Origin of the sequence: Sporosarcina sp. P18a (assembly GCF_002743135.1) — a bacterium.
Taxonomy (GTDB): domain Bacteria; phylum Bacillota; class Bacilli; order Bacillales_A; family Planococcaceae; genus Sporosarcina.
The window spans coordinates 1182442-1204259 of sequence record NZ_PDYQ01000001.1; the positions used below are offsets into that span (position 1 = coordinate 1182442).

General features: G+C 40.4%; 19 protein-coding genes. All 19 read right to left on the bottom strand.

Annotation, left to right across the window (positions count from 1 at the left end; genetic code table 11):
- Window positions 1-51: 51 nt before the first annotated feature.
- Window positions 52-1308, bottom strand: coding sequence for a competence/damage-inducible protein A (locus tag CSV75_RS06035; RefSeq protein ID WP_099675101.1), 1257 nt, complete (start codon window positions 1306-1308; stop codon window positions 52-54).
- 16 nt (window positions 1309-1324) lie between these two features.
- On the bottom strand, window positions 1325-1903 hold the full coding sequence (pgsA, locus tag CSV75_RS06040; protein WP_099675102.1) for a CDP-diacylglycerol--glycerol-3-phosphate 3-phosphatidyltransferase: 579 nt from the start codon (window positions 1901-1903) through the stop codon (window positions 1325-1327).
- A gap of 74 nt (window positions 1904-1977) precedes the next feature.
- Complete coding sequence (locus CSV75_RS06045) at window positions 1978-2787, bottom strand: helix-turn-helix domain-containing protein (protein WP_158231609.1); 810 nt, start codon at window positions 2785-2787, stop codon at window positions 1978-1980.
- 27 nt (window positions 2788-2814) lie between these two features.
- The gene (locus tag CSV75_RS06050; RefSeq protein ID WP_099675104.1) at window positions 2815-3609 is read right to left on the bottom strand and encodes a DUF3388 domain-containing protein; all 795 of its coding nucleotides are present in this window, start codon (window positions 3607-3609) and stop codon (window positions 2815-2817) included.
- 132 nt (window positions 3610-3741) lie between these two features.
- Window positions 3742-4470: an elongation factor P 5-aminopentanone reductase gene (ymfI, locus tag CSV75_RS06055; RefSeq protein ID WP_099675105.1), complete on the bottom strand. Its 729-nt coding sequence runs from the start codon at window positions 4468-4470 to the stop codon at window positions 3742-3744.
- A gap of 2 nt (window positions 4471-4472) precedes the next feature.
- Window positions 4473-5768: an EF-P 5-aminopentanol modification-associated protein YfmH gene (gene yfmH / locus CSV75_RS06060; RefSeq protein ID WP_099675106.1), complete on the bottom strand. Its 1296-nt coding sequence runs from the start codon at window positions 5766-5768 to the stop codon at window positions 4473-4475.
- Window positions 5765-7039 carry an EF-P 5-aminopentanol modification-associated protein YfmF gene (gene yfmF / locus CSV75_RS06065; protein ID WP_099675107.1) on the bottom strand — a complete coding sequence of 425 codons (1275 nt, stop codon included), beginning with the start codon at window positions 7037-7039 and terminating at the stop codon, window positions 5765-5767. The genes yfmH and yfmF overlap by 4 nt, the downstream gene beginning before the upstream one ends.
- 207 nt (window positions 7040-7246) lie before the next feature.
- A complete protein-coding gene (locus CSV75_RS06070; protein ID WP_099630968.1) occupies window positions 7247-8200 on the bottom strand; it encodes an ABC transporter permease in 954 nt (317 codons plus the stop codon).
- Between the two features lies 1 nt (window position 8201).
- On the bottom strand, window positions 8202-9248 hold the full coding sequence (locus CSV75_RS06075; protein WP_099630967.1) for an ABC transporter permease: 1047 nt from the start codon (window positions 9246-9248) through the stop codon (window positions 8202-8204).
- On the bottom strand, window positions 9238-10806 hold the full coding sequence (locus CSV75_RS06080; protein ID WP_099635969.1) for an ABC transporter ATP-binding protein: 1569 nt from the start codon (window positions 10804-10806) through the stop codon (window positions 9238-9240). The genes CSV75_RS06075 and CSV75_RS06080 overlap by 11 nt, the downstream gene beginning before the upstream one ends.
- A gap of 260 nt (window positions 10807-11066) precedes the next feature.
- On the bottom strand, window positions 11067-12155 hold the full coding sequence (locus CSV75_RS06085; protein ID WP_099675108.1) for a BMP family lipoprotein: 1089 nt from the start codon (window positions 12153-12155) through the stop codon (window positions 11067-11069).
- 350 nt (window positions 12156-12505) lie between these two features.
- Complete coding sequence (locus CSV75_RS06090; protein WP_099675109.1) at window positions 12506-14848, bottom strand: DNA translocase FtsK; 2343 nt, start codon at window positions 14846-14848, stop codon at window positions 12506-12508.
- Window positions 14849-14936: 88 nt separating this feature from the next.
- Window positions 14937-16604 carry a ribonuclease J gene (locus CSV75_RS06095; RefSeq protein WP_099630963.1) on the bottom strand — a complete coding sequence of 556 codons (1668 nt, stop codon included), beginning with the start codon at window positions 16602-16604 and terminating at the stop codon, window positions 14937-14939.
- Window positions 16605-16717: 113 nt separating this feature from the next.
- Entirely contained in the window at window positions 16718-17617 is a 900-nt protein-coding gene (gene dapA / locus CSV75_RS06100; protein ID WP_099675110.1) for a 4-hydroxy-tetrahydrodipicolinate synthase, read from the bottom strand.
- A gap of 37 nt (window positions 17618-17654) precedes the next feature.
- Window positions 17655-18680 carry an aspartate-semialdehyde dehydrogenase gene (gene asd / locus CSV75_RS06105; RefSeq protein WP_099675111.1) on the bottom strand — a complete coding sequence of 342 codons (1026 nt, stop codon included), beginning with the start codon at window positions 18678-18680 and terminating at the stop codon, window positions 17655-17657.
- A 117-nt stretch (window positions 18681-18797) separates the two neighbouring features.
- The gene (locus tag CSV75_RS06110; protein WP_099630960.1) at window positions 18798-19388 is read right to left on the bottom strand and encodes a dipicolinate synthase subunit B; all 591 of its coding nucleotides are present in this window, start codon (window positions 19386-19388) and stop codon (window positions 18798-18800) included.
- Window positions 19361-20167 (bottom strand): dipicolinate synthase subunit A, encoded by an 807-nt coding sequence (locus CSV75_RS06115; RefSeq protein WP_099675112.1) that lies wholly within the window; start codon window positions 20165-20167, stop codon window positions 19361-19363. Before CSV75_RS06115 ends, CSV75_RS06110 begins: the two co-directional genes overlap by 28 nt.
- On the bottom strand, window positions 20160-20438 hold the full coding sequence (locus CSV75_RS06120; RefSeq protein ID WP_099630958.1) for a YlmC/YmxH family sporulation protein: 279 nt from the start codon (window positions 20436-20438) through the stop codon (window positions 20160-20162). Before CSV75_RS06120 ends, CSV75_RS06115 begins: the two co-directional genes overlap by 8 nt.
- Window positions 20439-20495: 57 nt before the next feature.
- Window positions 20496-21755 carry a M16 family metallopeptidase gene (locus CSV75_RS06125; protein WP_099675113.1) on the bottom strand — a complete coding sequence of 420 codons (1260 nt, stop codon included), beginning with the start codon at window positions 21753-21755 and terminating at the stop codon, window positions 20496-20498.
- Window positions 21756-21818: the final 63 nt, after the last annotated feature.

Here is a 21818-nt window from a genome sequence, read left to right on the forward strand (position 1 = left end):
CGTAAAAAGCTAGGAAGATTTGATTTTTGCTAGCTAATTCAATAGCAAAATTCAATACTTCAGTTCTTTTTTCTCTTTGATTGTCTGAATGAGATAATGTAAAGCAAATTGAACAGACCGTTTACGATTTACATTACGGGAACCTGACAGTTGAAGTTTATAAGACGTTGTCTTCATACCTTCTGCTGCAATGCCAATCCAAACTGTACCGGCTGGTTGACCATCATGTGGTTCAGGGCCTGCAGCGCCAGTCAGACTTACTCCAAATGTTGTGGTGAATCGCTCTCGAACACTTTCAGCCATCGATTCCGCACACTCTGCACTGACAATGCCATGGTAATCAAGTAATGATGGTAGAATACCCAATTGCTCAATTTTCATCTCTTTATTATACACCACAAGGCCGCCTTTAAGTGCATTGCCTATTCCCGCTTCTGAACCAAGTTCCGCCATAAACATTCCGGTTGTGAGACTTTCCGCAGCAGAAATAGTCCAGTCATTTTGAAGCAATAATTCGGTCGTTTTGGAAGCCAGCGTTTCATCATCCACACCATAGATAAACTCTCCTACAATAGAACGGATTTCTTGTTCAACAGGTGCTATCAATTTCTGTGCTTCTTCTTCTGTTTTGGCTTTTGCGGTAATACGAAGGTTAACCATGCCCGGTGAAGCAAGTGGTGCAATTGTTGGATTGGTCTGCTTTTCAAGAATAGACTGAATACGAACTTCTAATTCCGACTCGCCAATTCCTTGCAACTTCAACACCTTTGAAGAGATTACATCTTGTTTACCGTATACACCAAGTAAGTAGGGAATCGCCTCTTGTTCAAACATGGGCTCCATTTCGTGAGGTGGCCCCGGTAGCAAAATATACTGCTTACCGTCTTTGCCTATCGCTATACCTGGTGCCATACCATTTCGATTTGGCAATACTGTTGAACCTTTTAAAACAAGAGCTTGCTGTTTATTATTTTCGGTCATCACTTTTCCCACACGGGTAAAATAATCTTCGATCGTTTTCATCGCATCGTCATCAGATATAAGCGTACAACCCAATTCACTTGCAATAGTTTGCTTTGTTAAGTCATCCTTTGTCGGCCCGAGACCGCCACTAAAGATCAGGATGTCTGCACGTTGCTGAGCTAACTGAATGGCTTGTGACAAGCGTTTAGGATTATCCCCTACAACGGTGTGGCAATATACATCTATTCCGGCTTCAGCTAATTTAGCCGATATGAACCTAGCGTTGGTATTCGTGATTTGTCCCAGAAGAAGTTCAGATCCTACCGCAATAATTTCTGCTTTCATGAATACACTCCACTCCTCACATTGACTCCACTAAAATTTTACGATTTTTAACAAAGTAATCGACACCTGACCACACTGTAAATACTAATGCGATGTACAACATGATGGTTCCGAACGGAATACCAATCGCTTCGAAGAAAATATTATGCATTAAAAGAAATGATATCGCTAGTAGTTGCGTAACTGTTTTAATTTTACCTAACTGGTTTGCTGCTACTACTTCCCCACCACCCGCTAAAATCAAACGTAATCCTGTAACCGCAAATTCTCTACTAATGATAACGATGACGATCCATGCAGGAGCCGTCCCCATCTCCACTAATAAAATAAAAGCGGCCGAGACTAGTAGCTTATCTGCTAACGGATCCAAAAACTTACCCATATTTGTTACTAAGTTGTTTTTCCTTGCTAAGTATCCATCTAGCCAGTCAGTTGTAGAAGCTATGATGAAGATCATCGCGCCCACCAAATGTTCAACAGGCATTTCTACTCCACCTAGCCGAATCATTCCCCATCCAAAATCCACTGTAAGAAACAGGATGAAGACAGGGATCATAAATACTCTAGAGAGTGTAATTTTATTTGGTAAATTCATTACTTGTCCGCCTTTCTAACGGTAAAATCTATTTATAAAGAATAAAATAGCCACCTTTTTAGATGACTATTTTATTATGGTTTTTTTAACACAATGTTTTGTGGTACAAGGTCTGTTGGGTAATCTACGCGTTGTCCATTAACAGTCAGTTCCGCGTTTTCGTAATTACCAACTCGGATTCTCAAACTTTCTGCATCGTTCGCTTGTATTTCGATTGTTTCGCCTTCTTGTACTACTCGGGCACCACTTGGTTTCGGCATTCGTTCGTTGCCATCTTGATCCATTACTGAAATCCAAGATCTCCCCGTAGTCTTGATAACCACTGTAATATTTTCAGAGTCTGATAATTTGAATGTAGACGTTTCACCTACAGTAGAAGCATGTTCAAATGGTTGCTTAGATTGCCCAATTTCACCTGAATCACCTTGTGGATCAGCTATTACCGAAGAACCGGGCTCTGTTGATTCATGACCTATCTCCGACTCTGTTGCCTTGTCTCTTAGTAAAGTATAAACAATTACAAAAATCATAATAATTAATAGTGCTACAAGTATTTTTGGCATTGCTTCTTTTAATTGGTCACTCTGCTTTGAAACAGCACTACGTTGCATAGTTGCCGGCACAACTTTTTCCTGTTTTTCTTGCACTGCTGGTTCATACTCATCCTGATAAAGACTAAGAATTTCTTCCGCATCCAAGTCAACCGCTTCCGCATACTCTTTAATAAAAACACGTACGTAAAAAGCACCAGGAATAATTTGAAAATCCTCATTTTCAATTGCTGACAAATAACGTTGTTGGATTTTCGTACTGTCTTGCAGATCTTCTAGTGTCAATCCTTTTAAAATCCTCGCTTCTTTTAAACGAGCACCTATTCCGATCAAATTCAACACCCACCTAACTCATTTCAATCAATTAAACATATTAAAGCCGCCCATGGGATTGCGGTTGGATAGCGGATCATTTTTCTCTAAAATATCATAAGTGATTTCTTGATCTACAGTTGTCCGCAACTCTATAATAATATCAAAATCTTCAATTGTATATTCGGATTGTTTTACAAACATATCTGGATGCTCAACCACTTTAATGGTCGGCAAGCCCATAATTTCACGTACTAATTGCATATGACGTTCGTCGGAAGTTTTTCGTGTCACGATCCCATCAAGTATGAAGATGTTATCGTCCGAGAATTCATCCCCCATCATACTCGTCCTAATTGTTTGTTTAATCATCGTAGAAGATAAAAAGACCCATTTTTTATTGGCACAAACACTCGCCGCTACTACGGATTCTGTTTTTCCTACGCGCGGCATTCCACGGACACCGATTAGTTTATGACCATCTTGTTTGAAGATCTCTGCTAAAAAGTCCACTAAGATTCCAAGCTCACTTCTTATGAACTGATACGTTCTTCGATCATCGGTACCGCGCTGAATATAATGTCCATGCCGAACAGCCAATACATCCCGTAATTTAGGTTCTCTGATCTTATGGATGACAATCGCATCCATAGTAGAAGCGATCAACTCAAAACGTTTAATCTGCTGGTCATGATCGGTGTGAACGAGCATACCACGGTATCTGCCATCTACCCCATTAATCGTCACAATATCTACACGCAACATACCAAGTAAGGAAGCAATATCTCCTAGTAATCCAGGCCGATTGACTTGCAACTCATATTCGACATACCATTCTCCCATTCAACACACTCCTTCATAAAACTACTTTTTCCAGAATGCACAAGTATGCACTTAGTTCTATAATAGCGGATAGCCAAAGTGAATAAAAGAAAAAAAGAAAAGGACAACAGGCATTGTCCTTCTCCAAAGGCTTTACATATACCAACCACCATTGATTTGAATTATTTCACCTGTCATATAATCTGCTTTGCCACTTAACATAAATTCGACCATATTCGCTATTTCCTGCGGTGTCCCCACTGACAAAAGCGGAATCTGTTCAAGCACCATCTGACGTTCCTCCGCGGAAAACTCTTGATTCATGCGGGTGTCGATCCAACCTGGGGCAATTGCATTTACCCGTATGCCAGAAAAGGCGGATTCCTTTGCATATGCTTTGACAAAGGCATGCTGGGCACCTTTAACTGCAGAATACATTACTTCACCTGCTGCGCCTGTACTACCCCATATCGATCCGATAAATACTATATAGGAGACATCTTGCTTGCGCAGTTTTTCAGATAACAGTGCGATTAAACGAGCTGGATTCTGCACATGGACTTGCCATAATTCCGACATTTCCATTTCGCTTGTCTCCGATAACAGTTTGACAACTGCCTGACCGTTGGCTACAACAATTGCTTGAACGCTTTGAATGCTACCTGCCAATTTCTCTGCCGCTAATTCTACTCTAAAATCAGCTTGCACACTACGGAATTGCTGGTTGGGATAATTCTCTTCTAACTCATAACGCAATAGATCGAGCTGGTTTTTATTTGCATTATAGTGCATATACAAAGACCAGCCCGCTTTTGCTAGTTGTTTGCAGATCACTTCCCCAATCCCTCCGGAAGCCCCTAAAACGAGTGCGAAACGCGTCATACTCATTGCGTCTTCGGTGGTATGACTTTAAAGATTGTATAGCTATTGTCATCGGAAAACATTGCAAATGCTTCTTTTAGTTTATCCATCGATAACTTCTCTAAAGTCGGTACGACATCGAATAAATTCATTTCGTTAAATTCATATCGCGTGTATTGATTGGCGATAAATTCAATGGAATTCAATGAACGCATAAATTGACCAATTTTTTTCCTACGCATTCTATTCAAATCTTCTTCAAGCACAGGCCAATTTGATTTTGCGTCTTTAATCGTATGACGAATCAGTTTTTCTAAGCGCTCCGGCTCATCTGTATCGGAACCGACCATCGCAAAACCGTAGCCTTCTTCCATGGTAAATTCATATGAGAACGATTCATCAACTAAGCCTTCCGCATTTGCTTTTTCATAAAATGCAGACGTGCGACCGAATAGACTATCTAATACGAGGTTTGCTGACAATTCCGCTTCAAGCATCTCTTGCCCCTGTAAATCTACCTTGTTACATTTCATACCGATATTCAATTTTGGTTTTGAAACGTCCATCGTCAATGTACGTTCAGATACATCAACCTCTGTTGACTCGGTCGGAAATTGGCGTTCAATCGCCTCTGGTTTATCGAATGATTTTATTGCTTGATCCTCTTTGATAAATTCCATCATTTCTTCGGGCTTTACTGCTCCGACGATAAACAGTAACATGTTGGACGGATGGTAGAACGTCTCATAACATGTATATAAATGTTCCGCTGTGATGTCCTGAATCGACTCAACAGTTCCCGCAATGTCAATTTTCACTGGGTGGTTTTCATAGAGATTTTCAATTGTGCCGAAATATAGGCGCCAGTCAGGCTGGTCGTCATACATGGTAATTTCCTGGGCAATGATGCCTTTCTCTTTATCAACAGTTTGCTTGGTGAAATATGGTTGTTGAACAAAATCGAGTAATATTTTGGTGTTTTCTTTTAGTTTATTGGTTGCAGAAAAAAGATATGCCGTTCTTCCAAATGTTGTATAAGCATTGGCAGAAGCACCATTTAAACTAAACTTCTGAAAAACATCTCCATCTTCTTTCTCAAACATTTTGTGCTCTAGAAAATGGGCAATCCCATCAGGTACTGTAATAAGTTCATCTTTGCCATGTGGTTTGAACGTACGATCAATAGACCCGTATTTCGTCGTAAACGTTACAAATGTTTTAGAAAATCCACGTTTCGGTAATATAACCACTTTCAACCCATTATCAAGTGTTTCAGTATAAATCTTCTCTTGTAGTTGATCAAAATTTACTTCTTTCATTCGGAAACATCCTCCTTACCTGACAGCAAATACACAATTTCCAATTGAATTGTCTTTGCCATCTCCTTTACGTCTTCCAATGTGACCGATTCCCACTTTTCGATTAATCGTTCAGCCGTGAAGTTCTCGTCTAATTCTTTATATTGATCAAAAATTTCAATCTGACTGCGGGCCGAATCGTTTGCACTCAAGATACTGTTTTCTAGAAGTGCGACTGTCTGACTTAACTCGACTTCTGTACTTTCACCATTCTGTAATGCCGTAAGTTGCTCAAGAATTAGCTTGACAGCTTTTTCTTCCAAGTCCGCATCAATACCTGCTGTGACGTAGACGATACCGTAATGCGAAGCAAATGCACTATTCGCATAGTATGCCATACTTTCCTTTTCTCGCACATTCATGAATAGTTTACTGTGGGCAAAGCCTCCGAAAACCCCATTGGTTACTTGCATCTTATGGTAATCCGGATGATGGAAAGATACCGGTGTATCGAAACCAAGATGAAGTTTACCTTGTTTCATGTCTTGTTTTTCTCTCACTGTATTCACGGAATCTGACACTTTCACATCCGGTAATTCATTTTGTTTCACTGCATCTCTAGCCGCAAACGGTAGGAACTGCTTAATTTGCTTAATGATATCATTTTCATCTATATCGCCTACTACATAAATATCAATCAAATCATTATTCATCATATCTTCGTATGTAGCATAAAGACTTTCATTAGTAATTTCCGACACCGCAGTTTCTGTACCATAAGCCGAAATGGATGCTGGGTGATCTGGTCTCATGATTTCAAGCATACGTTTCTGTGCAAAACGTGTTTTGTCGTCATAAATAGAACGAATCCGATCACGGACATTACGTTTTTCCCTTTCTGTAACGTCAGGATCAAATGCTTTATTCGATACATTCGGATCAAACACTACAGAACGAATCAATTGCCATAACTGTTTAAAGATATCTTCCCCTGCAAAAAATTCATCATTTACACATTCCGTATAAAGTGAAACCATGTGTTGAGAACTTCTTTTGGAGACGTCCGTAAATAATACCGTACCGTATAACTCGTCAAGCGCCTTGCGCATGGAACCTACTGTTGGATACTGCTTCGTTGAATCCTCCATTACATTCGCCAACACCGCACGTTCAGAGGCTTTCTTTTGATCCAGTGGTGCTTTCCACTTAATTGTCACATTAACTGTTTTAAACTGTTCCGTTTTACGTATATACAAATGTACACCATTTTGTAATTTTGTTTTATTGAACATACAAACACCTCGTTTACCTTATTATATGTATTCCTAGTCTCACTATACATTTTAGCCTGTCATTTGGAAAATGATACAACTTTCGCGCGCTGAAGATCGTGTTTAGCTAAGACTGAAACGGAAGTTGAAAGAAATTCCGAGTAATATTGCTACAACCTTAGAAAAGCTACCTGAAGAATTCGTATCTCCAGATAGCTTTTCTAACATTTATCTATTTCCTTTAACGTAAGGTTTACCAAGTGCTTTTGGCGCTTTCGCTTTTCCAAGGAATCCAGCAAGAGCCAGGATAGTTAAAACGTAAGGGAATATATGGAAGTACACTGACGGGATATCTGCTAGTAACTTAATACTGGAAGAACTGATTGCTAGCGCCTGCGCAAATCCGAAGAATAGCGCAGCACCTAAAGCTCCCAGTGGATGCCATTTCCCAAAGATCATTGCTGCTAAAGCCATAAATCCTTGTCCATTAATTGTTGCATGCCCGAAATCATTCGTGATGGTCTGTGAATAAACTGCCCCACCAATTCCAGCAAGGCCACCAGAAATTAGTACTGCAATATAGCGGATTTTTGTTACTTTGATGCCCATTGTGTCTGCCGCCATCGGATGTTCTCCTACTGAGCGAAGACGCAAACCAAATGGTGTCTTATAAATAACAAACCATGCGATAAACGCTACGACGATCGCCATAATTGAAGAGCCATAAACTAACTTAAAGAACATGGGGCCAATGATTGGAATATCTTCCAAAAACGGCACGTTGAATCTCGGTATTTTTTGTTGAATAAAATCTGTTTGACCTTTGCCGAAAATCATTTTTACCGAAAATAATGCGATAGCCAGACCTAACATGTTAATTGCAACACCTGACACTACTTGATCCGCCCGGAACGAGATAGACGCTACAGCGTGAAGTGTTGCAAATAGAGCTGAAACGAGCATTGCCACAAGTAACGCAATCCAAGGTGTCCAGGCGCCAAAGGTATCCGCAAAAAACAAGTTGAATAAGATACCAATGAATGCCCCCATAATCATAAGGCCTTCCAATCCGATATTGATCACTCCGGATCGTTCAGAGAATACACCGCCAATTGCTGTAAAAATAAGAGGAGCTGCAGAAGCAATTGTTATAGGTATGATAAAGTATAATACATCTAACATGTTACTTCTCCTCCTTCTTATTACGCAAACGTATGAGTCCTACACGGATGATGTATCCACAGGCAACAAAGAAAATCACCAATGCTATAATAATTGAAACAATTTCTACTGGAATTCCTGCTTCGTTCGGCATATTATTCGCACCATATTTCAATGAGCCGAATAATGTGGCTCCGAAGATGACACCAAGTGGCGTATTCGCACCAAGCAAGGCTACGGCGATTCCATCAAAACCGATTCCTGTAAAGCCACCCATGGAGGACATATTACCAAACGTACCAAGCGCCTCCATTGCGCCTCCAAGTCCAGCAAAAGCACCCGAAATGACCATTGCAAGAACAATATTCTTGTTTGCGCTCATACCCGCATAGCGAGCAGCATTATCGTTATAACCAACAGACTTCAACTCAAATCCAGTCTTTGTTTTCTCTAAAATGAACCACATGACAACAACCATAGCCAATGCTACGAATATTCCGTAGTGCAATGTAGAATAGTCCGTTAGATTAGATAAGAACTCTGACCGAAGCGAAGCCGATTGATGGATACGCTCCAATTTGAATCCACCACCGGAGAGTGTTTTAATTAATGCGTTCACCACGTGTAAGGCAATATAGTTCATCATGATGGTGACAATAACCTCATGTACTTTCAATGTAGCCTTTAAAATACCCGGCACAAGCCCCCACAGTGCCCCAGCGGCAGCTGCTGCTATCAGTGCGAAAGGTAAATGAATAATTTTTGGTAGATCGAATGCCATCCCTACATAAGCTGCAGCAAACCAGCCAACGATCAATTGTCCTTCAACACCAATATTGAAAAGTCCAGTTCTGAATGCAAATGCCACTGCAAGCCCGGCAAGTATGTATGGACTAATTTGACGAATGGTTTCACCAATTGCATAAGAATCACCAAAAATACCATTCCATAATGCTATATAGCCTGTGATTGGATTATAGTCACTGATCAACATCACGACAGCGCCTACTAAGAGTCCTAGAAGAATCGAAATTATGGGGACGAGTATATTGATCATTCTATTCGACATGATGTTCATCACCATCTTTCTCAGCGGCTAGCACCTTTTTCTCAGCAACATCTTTTGAATGACCTGCCATCATTAATCCTAGGGCTTGTTCCGTTGTCTCTTGAGGTATTACGGTACCTACAATAGTCCCATCATAAATAACGGCGATTTTATCAGAAACGTTCATGACTTCATCTAACTCAAACGTAATGAGTAAAACTGCTTTTCCCTTATCACGTTGTTCAATTAGACGGCGATGAATAAACTCGATTGCTCCCACATCTAAACCACGTGTAGGTAATGCCGCAATCAGTAAATCCGGATTTCTCATAATTTCCCGTCCGATTATGAGCTTTTGCTGATTTCCTCCGGATAACGCCCTCGCTAATTCGTGTGCTCCTTGGGTTCTAACATCGTACTCTTTGATTAGTTCTCCTGCTCTTTCATTGATCTCTTTATAGTTCATGATTCCACCTTTAGATAATGGTTCATGATAATACGATTGCAACGCGCTATTATACGCCACTGAAAAGTCTAATATAAGTCCATGCTTGTGGCGGTCTTGCGGAATATGTCCAATACCGGTTTCGGTGATTTTTCGCGGTTTTTTGTTTGTGACATCTTCATCATTGATAAAAATCTTACCGCTCTTCACTTTAGTTAAGCCCGTGATTGCTTCGATTAATTCCGATTGACCGTTACCATCAATGCCAGCAATCCCAACAATTTCACCGCGTCGTACTGAAAGGTTAAGGCCTTTTAATTTAGCAACACCACGATAGTCATTCACTTGTAGATTTTCTATCTTTAATACTTCTTCAGTCGGTTGGGATGGGCCTTTTTCTGTTTTAAATGTTACTTGACGTCCTACCATCAACGTTGCTAACTCTTCGGGATTCGTTTCCGATGTAATAACAGTACCAATTCCTTTACCTTTGCGGATGACAGTAACTTTGTCTGAGACGTTCATGATTTCCGCCAGTTTATGGGTGATCAAGATGATGGATTTTCCTTCTGCAACGAGCTTTTTCATGATATTCAATAATTCATCAATTTCCTGAGGCGTTAGTGATGCAGTAGGTTCATCAAATATTAGAATATCTGCTCCACGATAAAGTGTCTTAAGAATTTCGACACGTTGTTGCATACCAACTGAAATATCCTCGATTTTGGCGTAAGGATCCACATCGAGACCATACATCCTAGAAATTTCTGCAACTTTTTTTGCAGAATCCTTAATGTTAATAACTCCAGATTTCGTTGGCTCACTACCTAAAATAATGTTTTCGGTTACAGTTAAATTCTCCACCAACATAAAGTGTTGATGCACCATCCCGATTCCGAGATCGTTCGCCACGTTCGGATCAGTGATTGCTACATTTTCGCCACGGACACGGATTTCTCCACCATCCGGTTGATACAAACCAAATAACACATTCATTAAGGTAGATTTCCCCGCACCGTTTTCACCCAGCAATGCGTGAATTTCGCCTTTCTCCAGTTGTAATGTAATATGATCATTTGCATAGAAATTTCCAAACCTTTTTGAAACATCTAGCATCTCAATTACATAATTCATCCCCATCACTTCCTTGCCTATAATTGAATTCAATAGAATTAAATAGCACAACTCTTATCTTCAATAATACGTGATAAAGCCCCTATATGAAAAGTTGAAAGCTTTGCCATTTTTTATAAGTAGCCTGCCAATATTTTTTATTATTAATCTTAAAAATTAATAAAATAAAAGTTCCAGAACAAATATCAAGGAAACTTTATTTTATTAACTTAATGAAATGAAGGCCGGATATAAAACCGGCCTTCAGTTGTTTAATGACCTTATTTCTTCTTTTCTACAAACTCTGGTACTTCAATTTCACCATTTGCAATCTTTTGTGCATGTTCATCAATTTGATCTAAAACGTCTTGTGGAATAGCGCCACGTGAATCAGCAAGACCTAAACCATTATCTGAAAGGCCGTAGACTTTTGTTTCCCCACCAGGGAAATTACCAGCCATCGATAAATCAGCAATGTCTTTAACTGCTACGTCTACACGCTTCAACATAGATGTAAGTGTAACGTTGGCATCTCCCACTTTACCTTCTTCATACTGGTCAGAGTCAACACCGATTACCCAAACGTATGCATCTTTATCTGCTTGCTTACGTTCTTTCGCTTCTGAGAATACACCGTTACCTGTTCCGCCTGCAGCGTGGAAAATAATGTCTACGCCTGAAGAATACATACGGCCCGCCTCAGCTTTACCAAGTTCTGCTTTATCAAATGCACCTACATATTTTGAATCTACTTTGATTTCAGGCTTAACTGATTTGACACCTTCAAGGAATCCAGCTTCAAAACGCTCGATTACAGGATTGTCCATGCCACCAATGAAACCAACCTTATTTGATTTTGTCATTAATCCAGCTGCGACACCAGCTAAGTATCCGCCTTCTTGTTCTTTAAAGAGGATGCTAGCTACGTTTGGAGCATCTACTTCACCATCAATAATTGAGAACTGAGTATCTTTTTGTTGCGCTGCAATATCTTCAATTGCATCTTCCATCAAGAAACCTACTCCGTAAATTAGGTTAAAGTCACGACGAGCCAAGTTGTTAAGGTTTGTTGTATAATCTTCTGGGCCAGTTGACTGAAGGTAATCGTATCCGCCAGTTCCCTTTTCCCATCCTTGTTCTTCTCCAAACTCTTTAACGCCTTTCCATGCAGATTGGTTGAATGATTTATCATCAATTCCTCCAACATCAGTTACCATAGCAATTGAAAATTCGCTTTTCTCACCGCTGTCCCCTGTTGCCGGCTTTTCACCCGCATTGTTTTTGCCTTTATCGTCAGAGCCACATGCTGCTAACATTGTACCTGCGGCTAACACTAAAGACATCGCTAGACCCAATTTTCTTTTTTTCATCAATAATGACCTCCCTTGGCTAATTTTGGTATTATGTTAGGACGTTGTACGTCTTATACCCCTATCGACATTACTTTTTACTTAAAAACTGAATATGAAAAGAATATTGTTAGTAAAATATTCGGGAACTGTTTACCCGGCTCGTAGATGATGTTCATGATAACAGTGATGAAGTTACATTACATGGTAGCGCTTTCGGTTCTACTAAATATCGGATGACGGACTCTATTTCAATAGCCTGCAATGATAATTTCCTTCTACCTTCACTATAACATTTACTTAGGTAGAAGGAAATATCTAGCCAAAATCACGAATAACTTCGACTTATCAAAATAAGAACGAAAGAAGACTTACATTTCCAGCTCAGATTTATTGAGTAGTACATGTCTTGGCTTACTGCCTTCAGGCGGCCCAACCACACCCCGCGCTTCCATTTGATCCACTATACGTGCAGCTCTAGCATAACCGACTCGGAAACGACGCTGGATCATCGATACGGACGCGGTTTGCATCTCCACTACCATTTGTACGGCTTCATCATATAACTCATCGGTTTCTTCATGCGGTGCTAATACTTCAACCTCCGTCGGAATCATCTCTTCTTGATACTGAGCTTTTTGCTGTTCGATAACAAAATCTACTACAGCTTCGACCTCTTCATCCGAGACAAACGCACCTTGAATCCGCGTAGGTTTTGAAGCGCCCGCAGGCAGGAATAACATATCTCCCCGTCCCAATAACTTCTCGGCACCGCCACCGTCCAAAATAGTTCGAGAATCGATTGCTGAAGAGACAGCAAATGCAATTCGTGACGGAATGTTTGCCTTAATGATTCCTGTAATGACATCAACACTTGGTCGTTGAGTAGCGATAATTAAGTGAATCCCGGCGGCCCTCGCCATCTGTGCGAGACGTGTGATGGAATCTTCTACGTCACTTGATGCCACCATCATTAAGTCTGCCAGTTCATCAACGATAACAACAATATACGGCATGCGTGGATGTTTCTCATCGTGTTCTTCATTCCACTGTTCAATATGGTTATTATACCCTTCAATGTTCCGTGTGCCGGTATGGGAGAATAACTCATATCTGCGCTCCATCTCCGATACAACACGTTGCAACGCTTGCGCCGCTTTTCTCGGATCCGTAACGACAGGCGCCAACAAATGTGGAATACCATTAAATACGTTCAACTCTACCATTTTCGGATCGATCATCATCATTTTCACTTCATGTGGTTTCGCCCGCATGATAATACTCATAATGATACCGTTGACACAAACACTTTTACCACTGCCCGTGGCACCCGCGATTAATACGTGGGGCATTTTATTGAGTTCTGTCATCATGGCTTGTCCTGTCACATCACGGCCTAAACCTACTAGCAACTTGGATTCATGAGAACTATTCTCTTTAGATTCCAACACTTCACGTAAACTTACCATCGCCACTGCATTGTTCGGTACTTCGATTCCAACTGCTGACTTACCAGGGATTGGTGCTTCAATACGAATACCACTAGCTGCCAATGCCAATGCAATATCATCCGCCAAACTAACAATGCGACTTACTTTTACACCTGTATCAGGTAGGATTTCATATTTAGTGACTGCTGGTCCTAAGTGGACTTGTGTCACTCGTGCTTTGACACCAAAGCTTAGGAACGTTTTCTCTAATTTCTTGGCGTTTGCCTGAATTAAATTATATTCTCCAGACTGATCACTTGCTACAGGTGGTTCCAATAGATTGGTGGATGGCAAAATATACGATTCGTTTTCTTGTTCTCCGCCCATTACTGGATAATCAACCGCAGGATCTTTAGGATCAAGGGTTGTGTCTACTTTATCTATCGATTTCCTTTCTTGTACAACTTCTGGTTGTACAGCCTGTTCGATTTTTGCCGTGAAGCTAGAGATAATTGGTTCACTGGCCGGTTCTGGATGTTCTTGTACTGATTCCATTTCAGCAGTGTTTACCAGTTTTGGCTTACTCTTTCTATTACTGCGCGCACTTTCTTTACGTTTTTCTTCAGGTGACTTGACAGGTTTCTTTTCTCTCGCCATCCATTTGTTCTTGATACTATTCATCAAGATAGGTGTTTGTTCGACCAAGATCGGAATCAAAGCCTTTCCCGTCAACAAGATCATGCCAATGAGCAGTAACAGTACACCAGCCACTGTAGCGCCTGATGAATCAACCAGTGAATAAAACATCGCGAATAGTACAGCGCCTATCATACCACCACCTAGCGTCCCTGTTTGGTCATGTATACCATCATTGGTGATGAGAACTTTCCATGTTTCCTTCAGTGCAGAATTTGACATCAGAACCTTGCTTTCATACAATGTCTGAAATAAATGAACATGACTGAACAACAACATACTACCTAAAATGAATAAACAACCGATGACAATTCGGTGCTTATATCCGCCGATTTGTCTCTTGATCATGAAAATCAATGCTTGCACAATAATCAAAAATGGCAATGCAACATACCAATTACCTAATAAGAATCTAGAGAAAGCCGATAAACCTCGACCGATTACGCCGTATTCAAAGATCATGATAATTGCGATACCGATTAAAATGACACCTAAAATTTCAAACCAGAGCGGTTGCATTTGACTTTGCTGTTTTTTCTGTTGTCTTTTCTTCGCTGGTGCTCTCTTTTTAGCACGTTTCTTCGCCATTTGCTAACCCCCTTTCTGAAAAAAAGATTTCCAGCCATAAAGGCATGGAAATCCAATTGTTCTTTAATTAGTCAACAAACAATATGGATCAGTATTCCATGATAATTGGGATAATCATCGGGCGACGTTTTGTTTGCTGATATAAATACGAACTCAATGTCTCACGGATCTCTTGTTTAATGTTTGTCCATTCAAATGTTTCTTTATTCACGTACTTCTCGACAATTTTAGTAATCAGTTTTGTCGCTTCTTCAAATAATTCCTCTGATTCACGTACATAGACAAACCCTCGTGAGACGACTTCAGGACCTGCAGCGATTCGTTTTTGCTTTCTGTTCAATGTCACAACGACTGTAAAGATCCCGTCCTGCGATAACAGCTTACGGTCACGCAACACGATGTTTCCTACATCTCCTACACCAATACCATCGATCAAGACGTTACCAGCCTGGACTCTACCCGCCATGCGAAGCTTTTCATTCTTGAATTCAACAATGTCGCCTTTATCCGCAATGAAGATACGGCTTTTAGGTAGACCAACTTCTTGAGCGAGCTTGGAGTGTGCAATCAGCATACGATATTCCCCTTGAATCGGAATAAAATATTGAGGTCGCATTAAGTTTAACATCATTTTCAAATCTTCAGCAGAACCGTGACCGGAGACGTGTACATTTCGTGTGGACGTCAGTACAGTCGCTCCAGCCTTAGCTAGTTCATTCATCATCTTGTACATGGAAATTTCCATAACGGGTGACGGCGTGAATGTAATCAAAACCGTATCTGAACTTTTGATATTAATTTCTCTATGATGTTTACGGACGATTTTTTCCAATGCTTCTAGTGGCTCACCTTGGTTACCCGTTACAATGATTACGATATCCTGATCATCATAACGCTCCATGTCTTTAACTGGGATTACAATATCTTCATCCACTTGTAAATAACCTAATTTTAACCCGACCTCAAAGTAGCTCTCTAAACTTTTACCAACAACTGCAACTTTCTTTTTCTGTGCTGCTGCCTGATCTAATACTTGCTGAATACGAATGAAGTTTGATGCATACAACGCTACTAAAATTCTTCCTTGTGCTTCGTGGAAAGTTTTAAAAAGACGTTTTTCGATGACAGACTCAGATGTCGTATAGCCTGGACGCTCTGCTTCTGTAGAGTCGGACATCAAGATAAAGACTCCTTCTTCACCAAGTGTAGCCATTTTCGCAATATCAGGGCGATATTTGCCTTTTGCTGCTTGGTCGAATTTGAACTCTCCTGTATTGACGATTGCACCTTCACTTGTATGGAAGACAATTCCTAAAGAATCCGGAATACTATGCGTGGTGTAAAAGAATGTCACATGCGTACGCTTGAAGTTCATCCGGCTTTTGCTTGTCACTTCGAAGAAGCGGACATTAGATGGTGCCGGCATTTTTTTCAAATGTTCTTTCGCCAAAGCCAATGTCAACTTTGTACCGTAGACAGGCGCTTGTACTTTCTGTAATAAATACGCAATAGACCCAATTGCATCCTCATGACCATGAGTTAAGAATATCCCTTTGATCCGATCTTTATTCTCTTCAAGATACGTCATGTCAGGTATGACAAAGTCAATACCTAGCATTTCCGTTTCTGGGAACATTAACCCCGAATCCATAACAAATAGTTCGTCGTCGATTTCAACGACATACATAGACTTTCCAATTTCTCCTACTCCACCTAGTGGAATCACTCTAATTAATTCATTTTGTATTTTCGTCACATTGTTTCCTCCTATATTCTATTCCCGCCCACAACGACTAAACACCATTATACGAGATAGTAGGCGTTCAGTACAAACAAAAAAAGCCGGAATGGTCGTCCGGCTTTTGTTTATTACAGAATCCGTGTTCTTTTTTCAAATTTTTCAAGCGCTTCGTCGATGATCAAGGCTTCATTTTCATCCATTTCCACAAGGGGTAAACGAACGCCGCCTGTTGGTACGCCTGCTTTTTCCAGCGCATATTTCACAGGCACAGGATTCGGCTTAGAGAACAATGCTCTGAATACCGGTAATAATGAACGATGAAGATCAGCGGCTTCTTTTATGTTGCCATTTTGGAAAGCTTGAATCATTTCTTGCATTTCATTTCCTACGATGTGTGCAGAAACTGAAATAATTCCTCTACCGCCAATTGCAAGCAATGGCAAAGTCAACCCGTCGTCACCACTGTACACTTCAAAATCGTCCGCGGTTCCTTCAATGATTTCTGCCATCTGCTCCAAATTTCCACTTGCTTCTTTGATTGCTTTAATATTATCGATTTTCGATAATGCAATAACGGTTTCTGGAAGCAAATTGACGATGGAACGACTTGGAATATTATATAACAATACAGGCAATGTTGTAACGTTAGCAATTTTTGAAAAGTGTGCATACATACCTTTTTGGTCTGGCTTATTATAATAAGGTGTCACGAGCATGATTCCGTCAGCCCCTGATCGCTCGGCAGCCTTAGTCAGCTCTATGGATTCCGCAGTATTGTTTGTCCCTGTACCTGCAATCACTGGAATACGCTTATTCACAACCTTTACTACAAAATCCAGTAATTCCTTCTTCTCCGTAACAGTTAGCGTCGGTGATTCACCAGTTGTACCGCTTACGATGACAGAATCTGTCCCATTTGCGATCAAATGCTCAAGCAAGCTGGTTGTTTGGGCGTAATCAATCGTACCGTCAGGAGAAAAAGGAGTGACCATTGCTGTCCCTACATTTCCAAGTTGCACATTGACCATTCCTTTTCTTTATCATTCTTAATTCTACTTACACAATTTATTTGATAAGTGCCTCGGCGATTTGCACGGAGTTTAATGCAGCACCTTTTAATAAGTTATCCGATACAATCCATAGGTGGAATCCTTTGCTGTTATCTAAATCTTTACGGATTCTTCCTACAAATACTTCATCTTTATCTTCTGCATAAAGTGGCATTGGATAGAGCTGTGAAGCCGGATCATCTTGCAAGACAATTCCTGGGGCATTTTCGATCAATGCCTGGATATCTTTCACTGTGACGTCGTCTTGATCAATTTCAATGTAAACGGATTCTGAATGTCCGGATACAACTGGTAATCTGACACACGTTGCTGCTACTGCCATGTTTTGATCACCGAATATTTTCTTTGTTTCATTGATCATTTTCAATTCTTCCAATGTATAGCCTGACTCATCAAATGAATCAATTTGTGGAATCGCATTGAATGCGATCGGATAATGACGTTTTGCAGAAGCGGATGGTAATACTTCTGCTTCTATTTCACTACGATCCGTGAATTGCTTACTTTGTTCTGCTAGTTCATCAATCGCTTCCACACCGGCCCCTGAGACTGCCTGGTAAGTAGATACGATGAGCTTGCTCAGTCCATATTGATCTTTAATAGGCTTAAGTGCTGCTACCATCTGAATGGTAGAACAATTTGGGTTCGCAATGATTCCTGAATGGTTCTCTAATTCCTGTGGATTCACTTCTGGAACGACAAGTGGTGTGTTAGGGTCCATGCGGAACGCGCTTGTGTTATCAATTACAACCGCTCCGCTTCTCACTGCGTCTTGTGCAAACTTCTCGGAAATACTTCCACCGGCACTAAAGAATGCAATGTCGATACCTTCAAAAGCTTCCGGCGTTGTTTCTTGTACAACGTACGTTTTTCCACCCGCTATGATTTCATTGCCCGCTGAACGTTTAGATGCTAGTAACTTAATGGAAGTGGCAGGGAAATTACGTTCCACCAATTTCTCAAGTATTTTTGTACCTACCGCTCCGGTCGCGCCAACAATTGCAACAGTAACACTCTTCATCTATATCTTCCTTTCAATTATTAACAAGCAATAGTAGGGACAGATTGTCATGTCCTCGTCTCGTTAATTGTGATTGAACGAATTATAACATATATTGAAGAATTTAAAAATCTATTTTCATGCATTATTATGAATTATTAGTAATGGTTGTAATTGTTTACTTTCTATCGCGGATGCAACAGTAGCAGGTAATAATGAGAAATCCGATATTAAGGAGTTCGGTTTTTTTATGCAATCATCCTGACCGAATGGAATAAAAAAGACGTGTTTCATATTCAATAACTTCATGAGATTCATTCCGTTAAGTCCTAGTGCGTCATTTGTAGAAATACCAAGTACTACCGGTTTACCATTACGCAATGTTGCTTTAGCTGCCATCAAAACAGGTGAATCAGTAGCGGCATTTGCGAACCTACTCATGGAATTACCCGTAAGCGGTGAAATTACCATGCAGTCAAGCGGATTGGATGGTCCGAATGGTTCTGCTTCAACAATACTTGTCACTACCTTCTCGCCTGTCGCTTCTTCTATTCGTTTAATCCACTCTTCACCCGTACCAAAACGCGTTGCAGCATGAAGAACTGAATGTGTTATAATTGGAACGACAATCGCTCCCTCTTTTTGCAACGAAGCGATCATCGGAAGCAGTTGGTCGTATGTGCAGTGTGAAGCAGTGATGCCTAATCCGATTCGTTTTCCTTTGAGCATTTAGTTCCCCTTTCGTCTATACTTATTCTCAAAATCACGTCAACTAATACAGCAGCCGCATCCTCAGGAAAATGCTTCCCGGGCAATTTGAGGTGTATCGTATAGTATTCAGCGGGATTGGAATGCTTTAGGCACCCAGGTGTTGAAGAGACATCAAATACATGTACAGTACCGCTTTGATTTGTATCTAGCCATGGAGCTGGAATAGTGTTAACTAAGTATCCATGTGTGAATGTTGTGGCATCATGGAGTTTTAGAGTGTTATATCCAAACACCTCTGCTTCCGCCAATTGTCCGTCAGCACGTGCAACGATGGTGACAGTGGCCTGCAATTGATACAATGTATGGGCAATTGCTTTTCCTACTCTGCCAAATCCAGCAATATAAAAATGCTTACCTGCAATCTGTCGTTTGGTATGTTCATAAAAGACATGAACGAATGCTTCTGCAGTCAATTGAGCATTTCTCCAAATGAATTGCTCATTTTCTAGATAATTCGTATGCGTTATACCTTTCTCAGCAAGCTCTTGTCTCCATTTCGCTGAAGTATTACCGGAATAAACAGAAGAGCCTTTTTTCAAATAGTCTACGGGTATGCTTTGTTCCATCATCAACAAAGGAAGTAGAAAATGATCAGGCTTTGTATCTAACAAAGTTTGCTTTAACTGTTCATCAAACGTATCAGAACATATATATTCACTGTCAATTCCTGATTTTACCAATAGTTCATTCGCAATGCGTAAACGTTGATCGGTGCCTACTACAAGCCATTTAGTCATATTCTTCCACTTCCTTTCTATTCAGTTCATGCGTTTTGCCAAATAAAATCCGATCTTCGCCCACCAACACAATTTCATGCCAAGGAATATATTCAATTATGTCTTGGTCTTTTTGCCTAAAAAGAGTCTTCCCTAATTTTTTCCGTATTTCAAATCCGATGATTGCTCCTGTTTTCCGGTCGAACAATAAATCTGTTTCTGCTAAGAAGCCATACCTCATGCCTTCTTCTACTTGAATCAGCTCTTTTTGTGCCAGTTCTGATAATTTCATGAAAGCCCTCCCCTATAAAGATCTCTTTCATCATATGTATCAGAGGCGAGAAGTCGACTAGTTCTGCAATTTTTTTAATTGCTGAATACTTGATTTAGGCGCGATAATGGATAGTGCACGATCACTTTCTAACATTTGCTGTCCTAGCCGATAGACATTTCGTTTTTCAACATTCTCAATATGTTCAACGACATCATCGATCATCTGATGTTTGCCGTGTACTAATTCATTGCGTCCGTTCCTATACATACGCGATTCAGAGCTTTCCAAACCAAGAACAAAACTACCTTTAAGTTGCTCTTTGGCATTTCGCAATTCTTTATCTGTTAGACCATCATGAAGTACTTCCGCAATCACCTGATCAATTGTACGATACGTCTCTAAAAAGTTTTCCGGAGAGGTTCCGCAATAAATCACAAAGGAGCCAGCATTTTTATATGCGGCATAATATGTGTGAATCGAATAGGCTAGACCGCGATTCTCTCGAACTTCCTGAAATAACCTAGAAGACATCGTTCCGCCGAGGATACTATCGAATAAGCTTAACTCGTAAATTTTATCGTGAGTCGAAGGCAGAGAAGGATAACCAAAGCATACATGAGCTTGTTCAATGTTTTTTGCTTTGATGATTTGTTGTGCTGTAAAATTCGGTACTTTTTCGTCTTTTATCGAAACAGAAGCCTGGTCTTTACTTTGATAGCTTCCGAAGTTTGCTTCAATCAGCTTGATTAAACGCTCATCATAATTTCCTGCAATGGAAATAACCAAGTTTTCGGGACGATAATGTTTCACCATGAATTCTTCAACCATTTCTTTCGTAAATGACTTGATTGTTTCAATCCTTCCACCTACAGGTTTTCCAATTGCATCCTCTGAGAACATTCCGGCCCATAATCTTTCGTCCACATCTTCATCGGGCATGTCTTCAACAGAAGATATTTCATCCAGAATGACAGATTTTTCTTTTTCCATCTCTTCTTCTTTAAATTGGGAATGGAAAAACATATCAGATAAAACAGTTAATGCGTATGAGGCATGATGACTTAAGACTGTAGTGTAATAGCAAGTCATTTCTTTAGAAGTAAAGGCATTTAGATCGCCCCCAATCTGATCAAACTGCTCAGCTATCATTCGTGCACTTCTTGTGTCCGTTCCCTTGAACAACATATGTTCAATAAAATGGGCAATACCCTCTTGCTCTTTTGTTTCATTGGCTGAACCTGCATGCACCCAGACACCGATTGCTACGGACTGTAAATGAGGCATTTTTTCATGGATAATGCGTACACCATTTGAACATTTATATTTTTGAATCACAGACTTCACTCCTTATTGTAAGAACAAAAAGCCTCCTTCGCCGCAACTTGTGCAGGAAGAGGC

Coding starts and splice junctions, on each gene's coding strand:
- pgsA (WP_099675102.1), bottom strand. CDS start 1,903: ATGAATTTACCAAATAAAATTACACTCTCTAGAGTATTTATGATCCCT.
- CSV75_RS06120 (WP_099630958.1), bottom strand. CDS start 20,438: ATGAAATTATCAGAACTGGCACAAAAAGAGCTGATTCAAGTAGAAGAA.
- yfmH (WP_099675106.1), bottom strand. CDS start 5,768: ATGAAAGAAGTAAATTTTGATCAACTACAAGAGAAGATTTATACTGAA.
- CSV75_RS06050 (WP_099675104.1), bottom strand. CDS start 3,609: ATGGGAGAATGGTATGTCGAATATGAGTTGCAAGTCAATCGGCCTGGA.
- ymfI (WP_099675105.1), bottom strand. CDS start 4,470: ATGACGCGTTTCGCACTCGTTTTAGGGGCTTCCGGAGGGATTGGGGAA.
- CSV75_RS06035 (WP_099675101.1), bottom strand. CDS start 1,308: ATGAAAGCAGAAATTATTGCGGTAGGATCTGAACTTCTTCTGGGACAA.
- asd (WP_099675111.1), bottom strand. CDS start 18,680: ATGAAGAGTGTTACTGTTGCAATTGTTGGCGCGACCGGAGCGGTAGGT.
- CSV75_RS06085 (WP_099675108.1), bottom strand. CDS start 12,155: ATGAAAAAAAGAAAATTGGGTCTAGCGATGTCTTTAGTGTTAGCCGCA.
- yfmF (WP_099675107.1), bottom strand. CDS start 7,039: ATGTTCAATAAAACAAAATTACAAAATGGTGTACATTTGTATATACGT.
- CSV75_RS06090 (WP_099675109.1), bottom strand. CDS start 14,848: ATGGCGAAGAAACGTGCTAAAAAGAGAGCACCAGCGAAGAAAAGACAA.
- dapA (WP_099675110.1), bottom strand. CDS start 17,617: ATGGTCAATGTGCAACTTGGAAATGTAGGGACAGCAATGGTCACTCCT.
- CSV75_RS06080 (WP_099635969.1), bottom strand. CDS start 10,806: ATGAATTATGTAATTGAGATGCTAGATGTTTCAAAAAGGTTTGGAAAT.
- CSV75_RS06115 (WP_099675112.1), bottom strand. CDS start 20,167: ATGACTAAATGGCTTGTAGTAGGCACCGATCAACGTTTACGCATTGCG.
- CSV75_RS06070 (WP_099630968.1), bottom strand. CDS start 8,200: ATGTTAGATGTATTATACTTTATCATACCTATAACAATTGCTTCTGCA.
- CSV75_RS06110 (WP_099630960.1), bottom strand. CDS start 19,388: ATGCTCAAAGGAAAACGAATCGGATTAGGCATCACTGCTTCACACTGC.
- CSV75_RS06075 (WP_099630967.1), bottom strand. CDS start 9,248: ATGTCGAATAGAATGATCAATATACTCGTCCCCATAATTTCGATTCTT.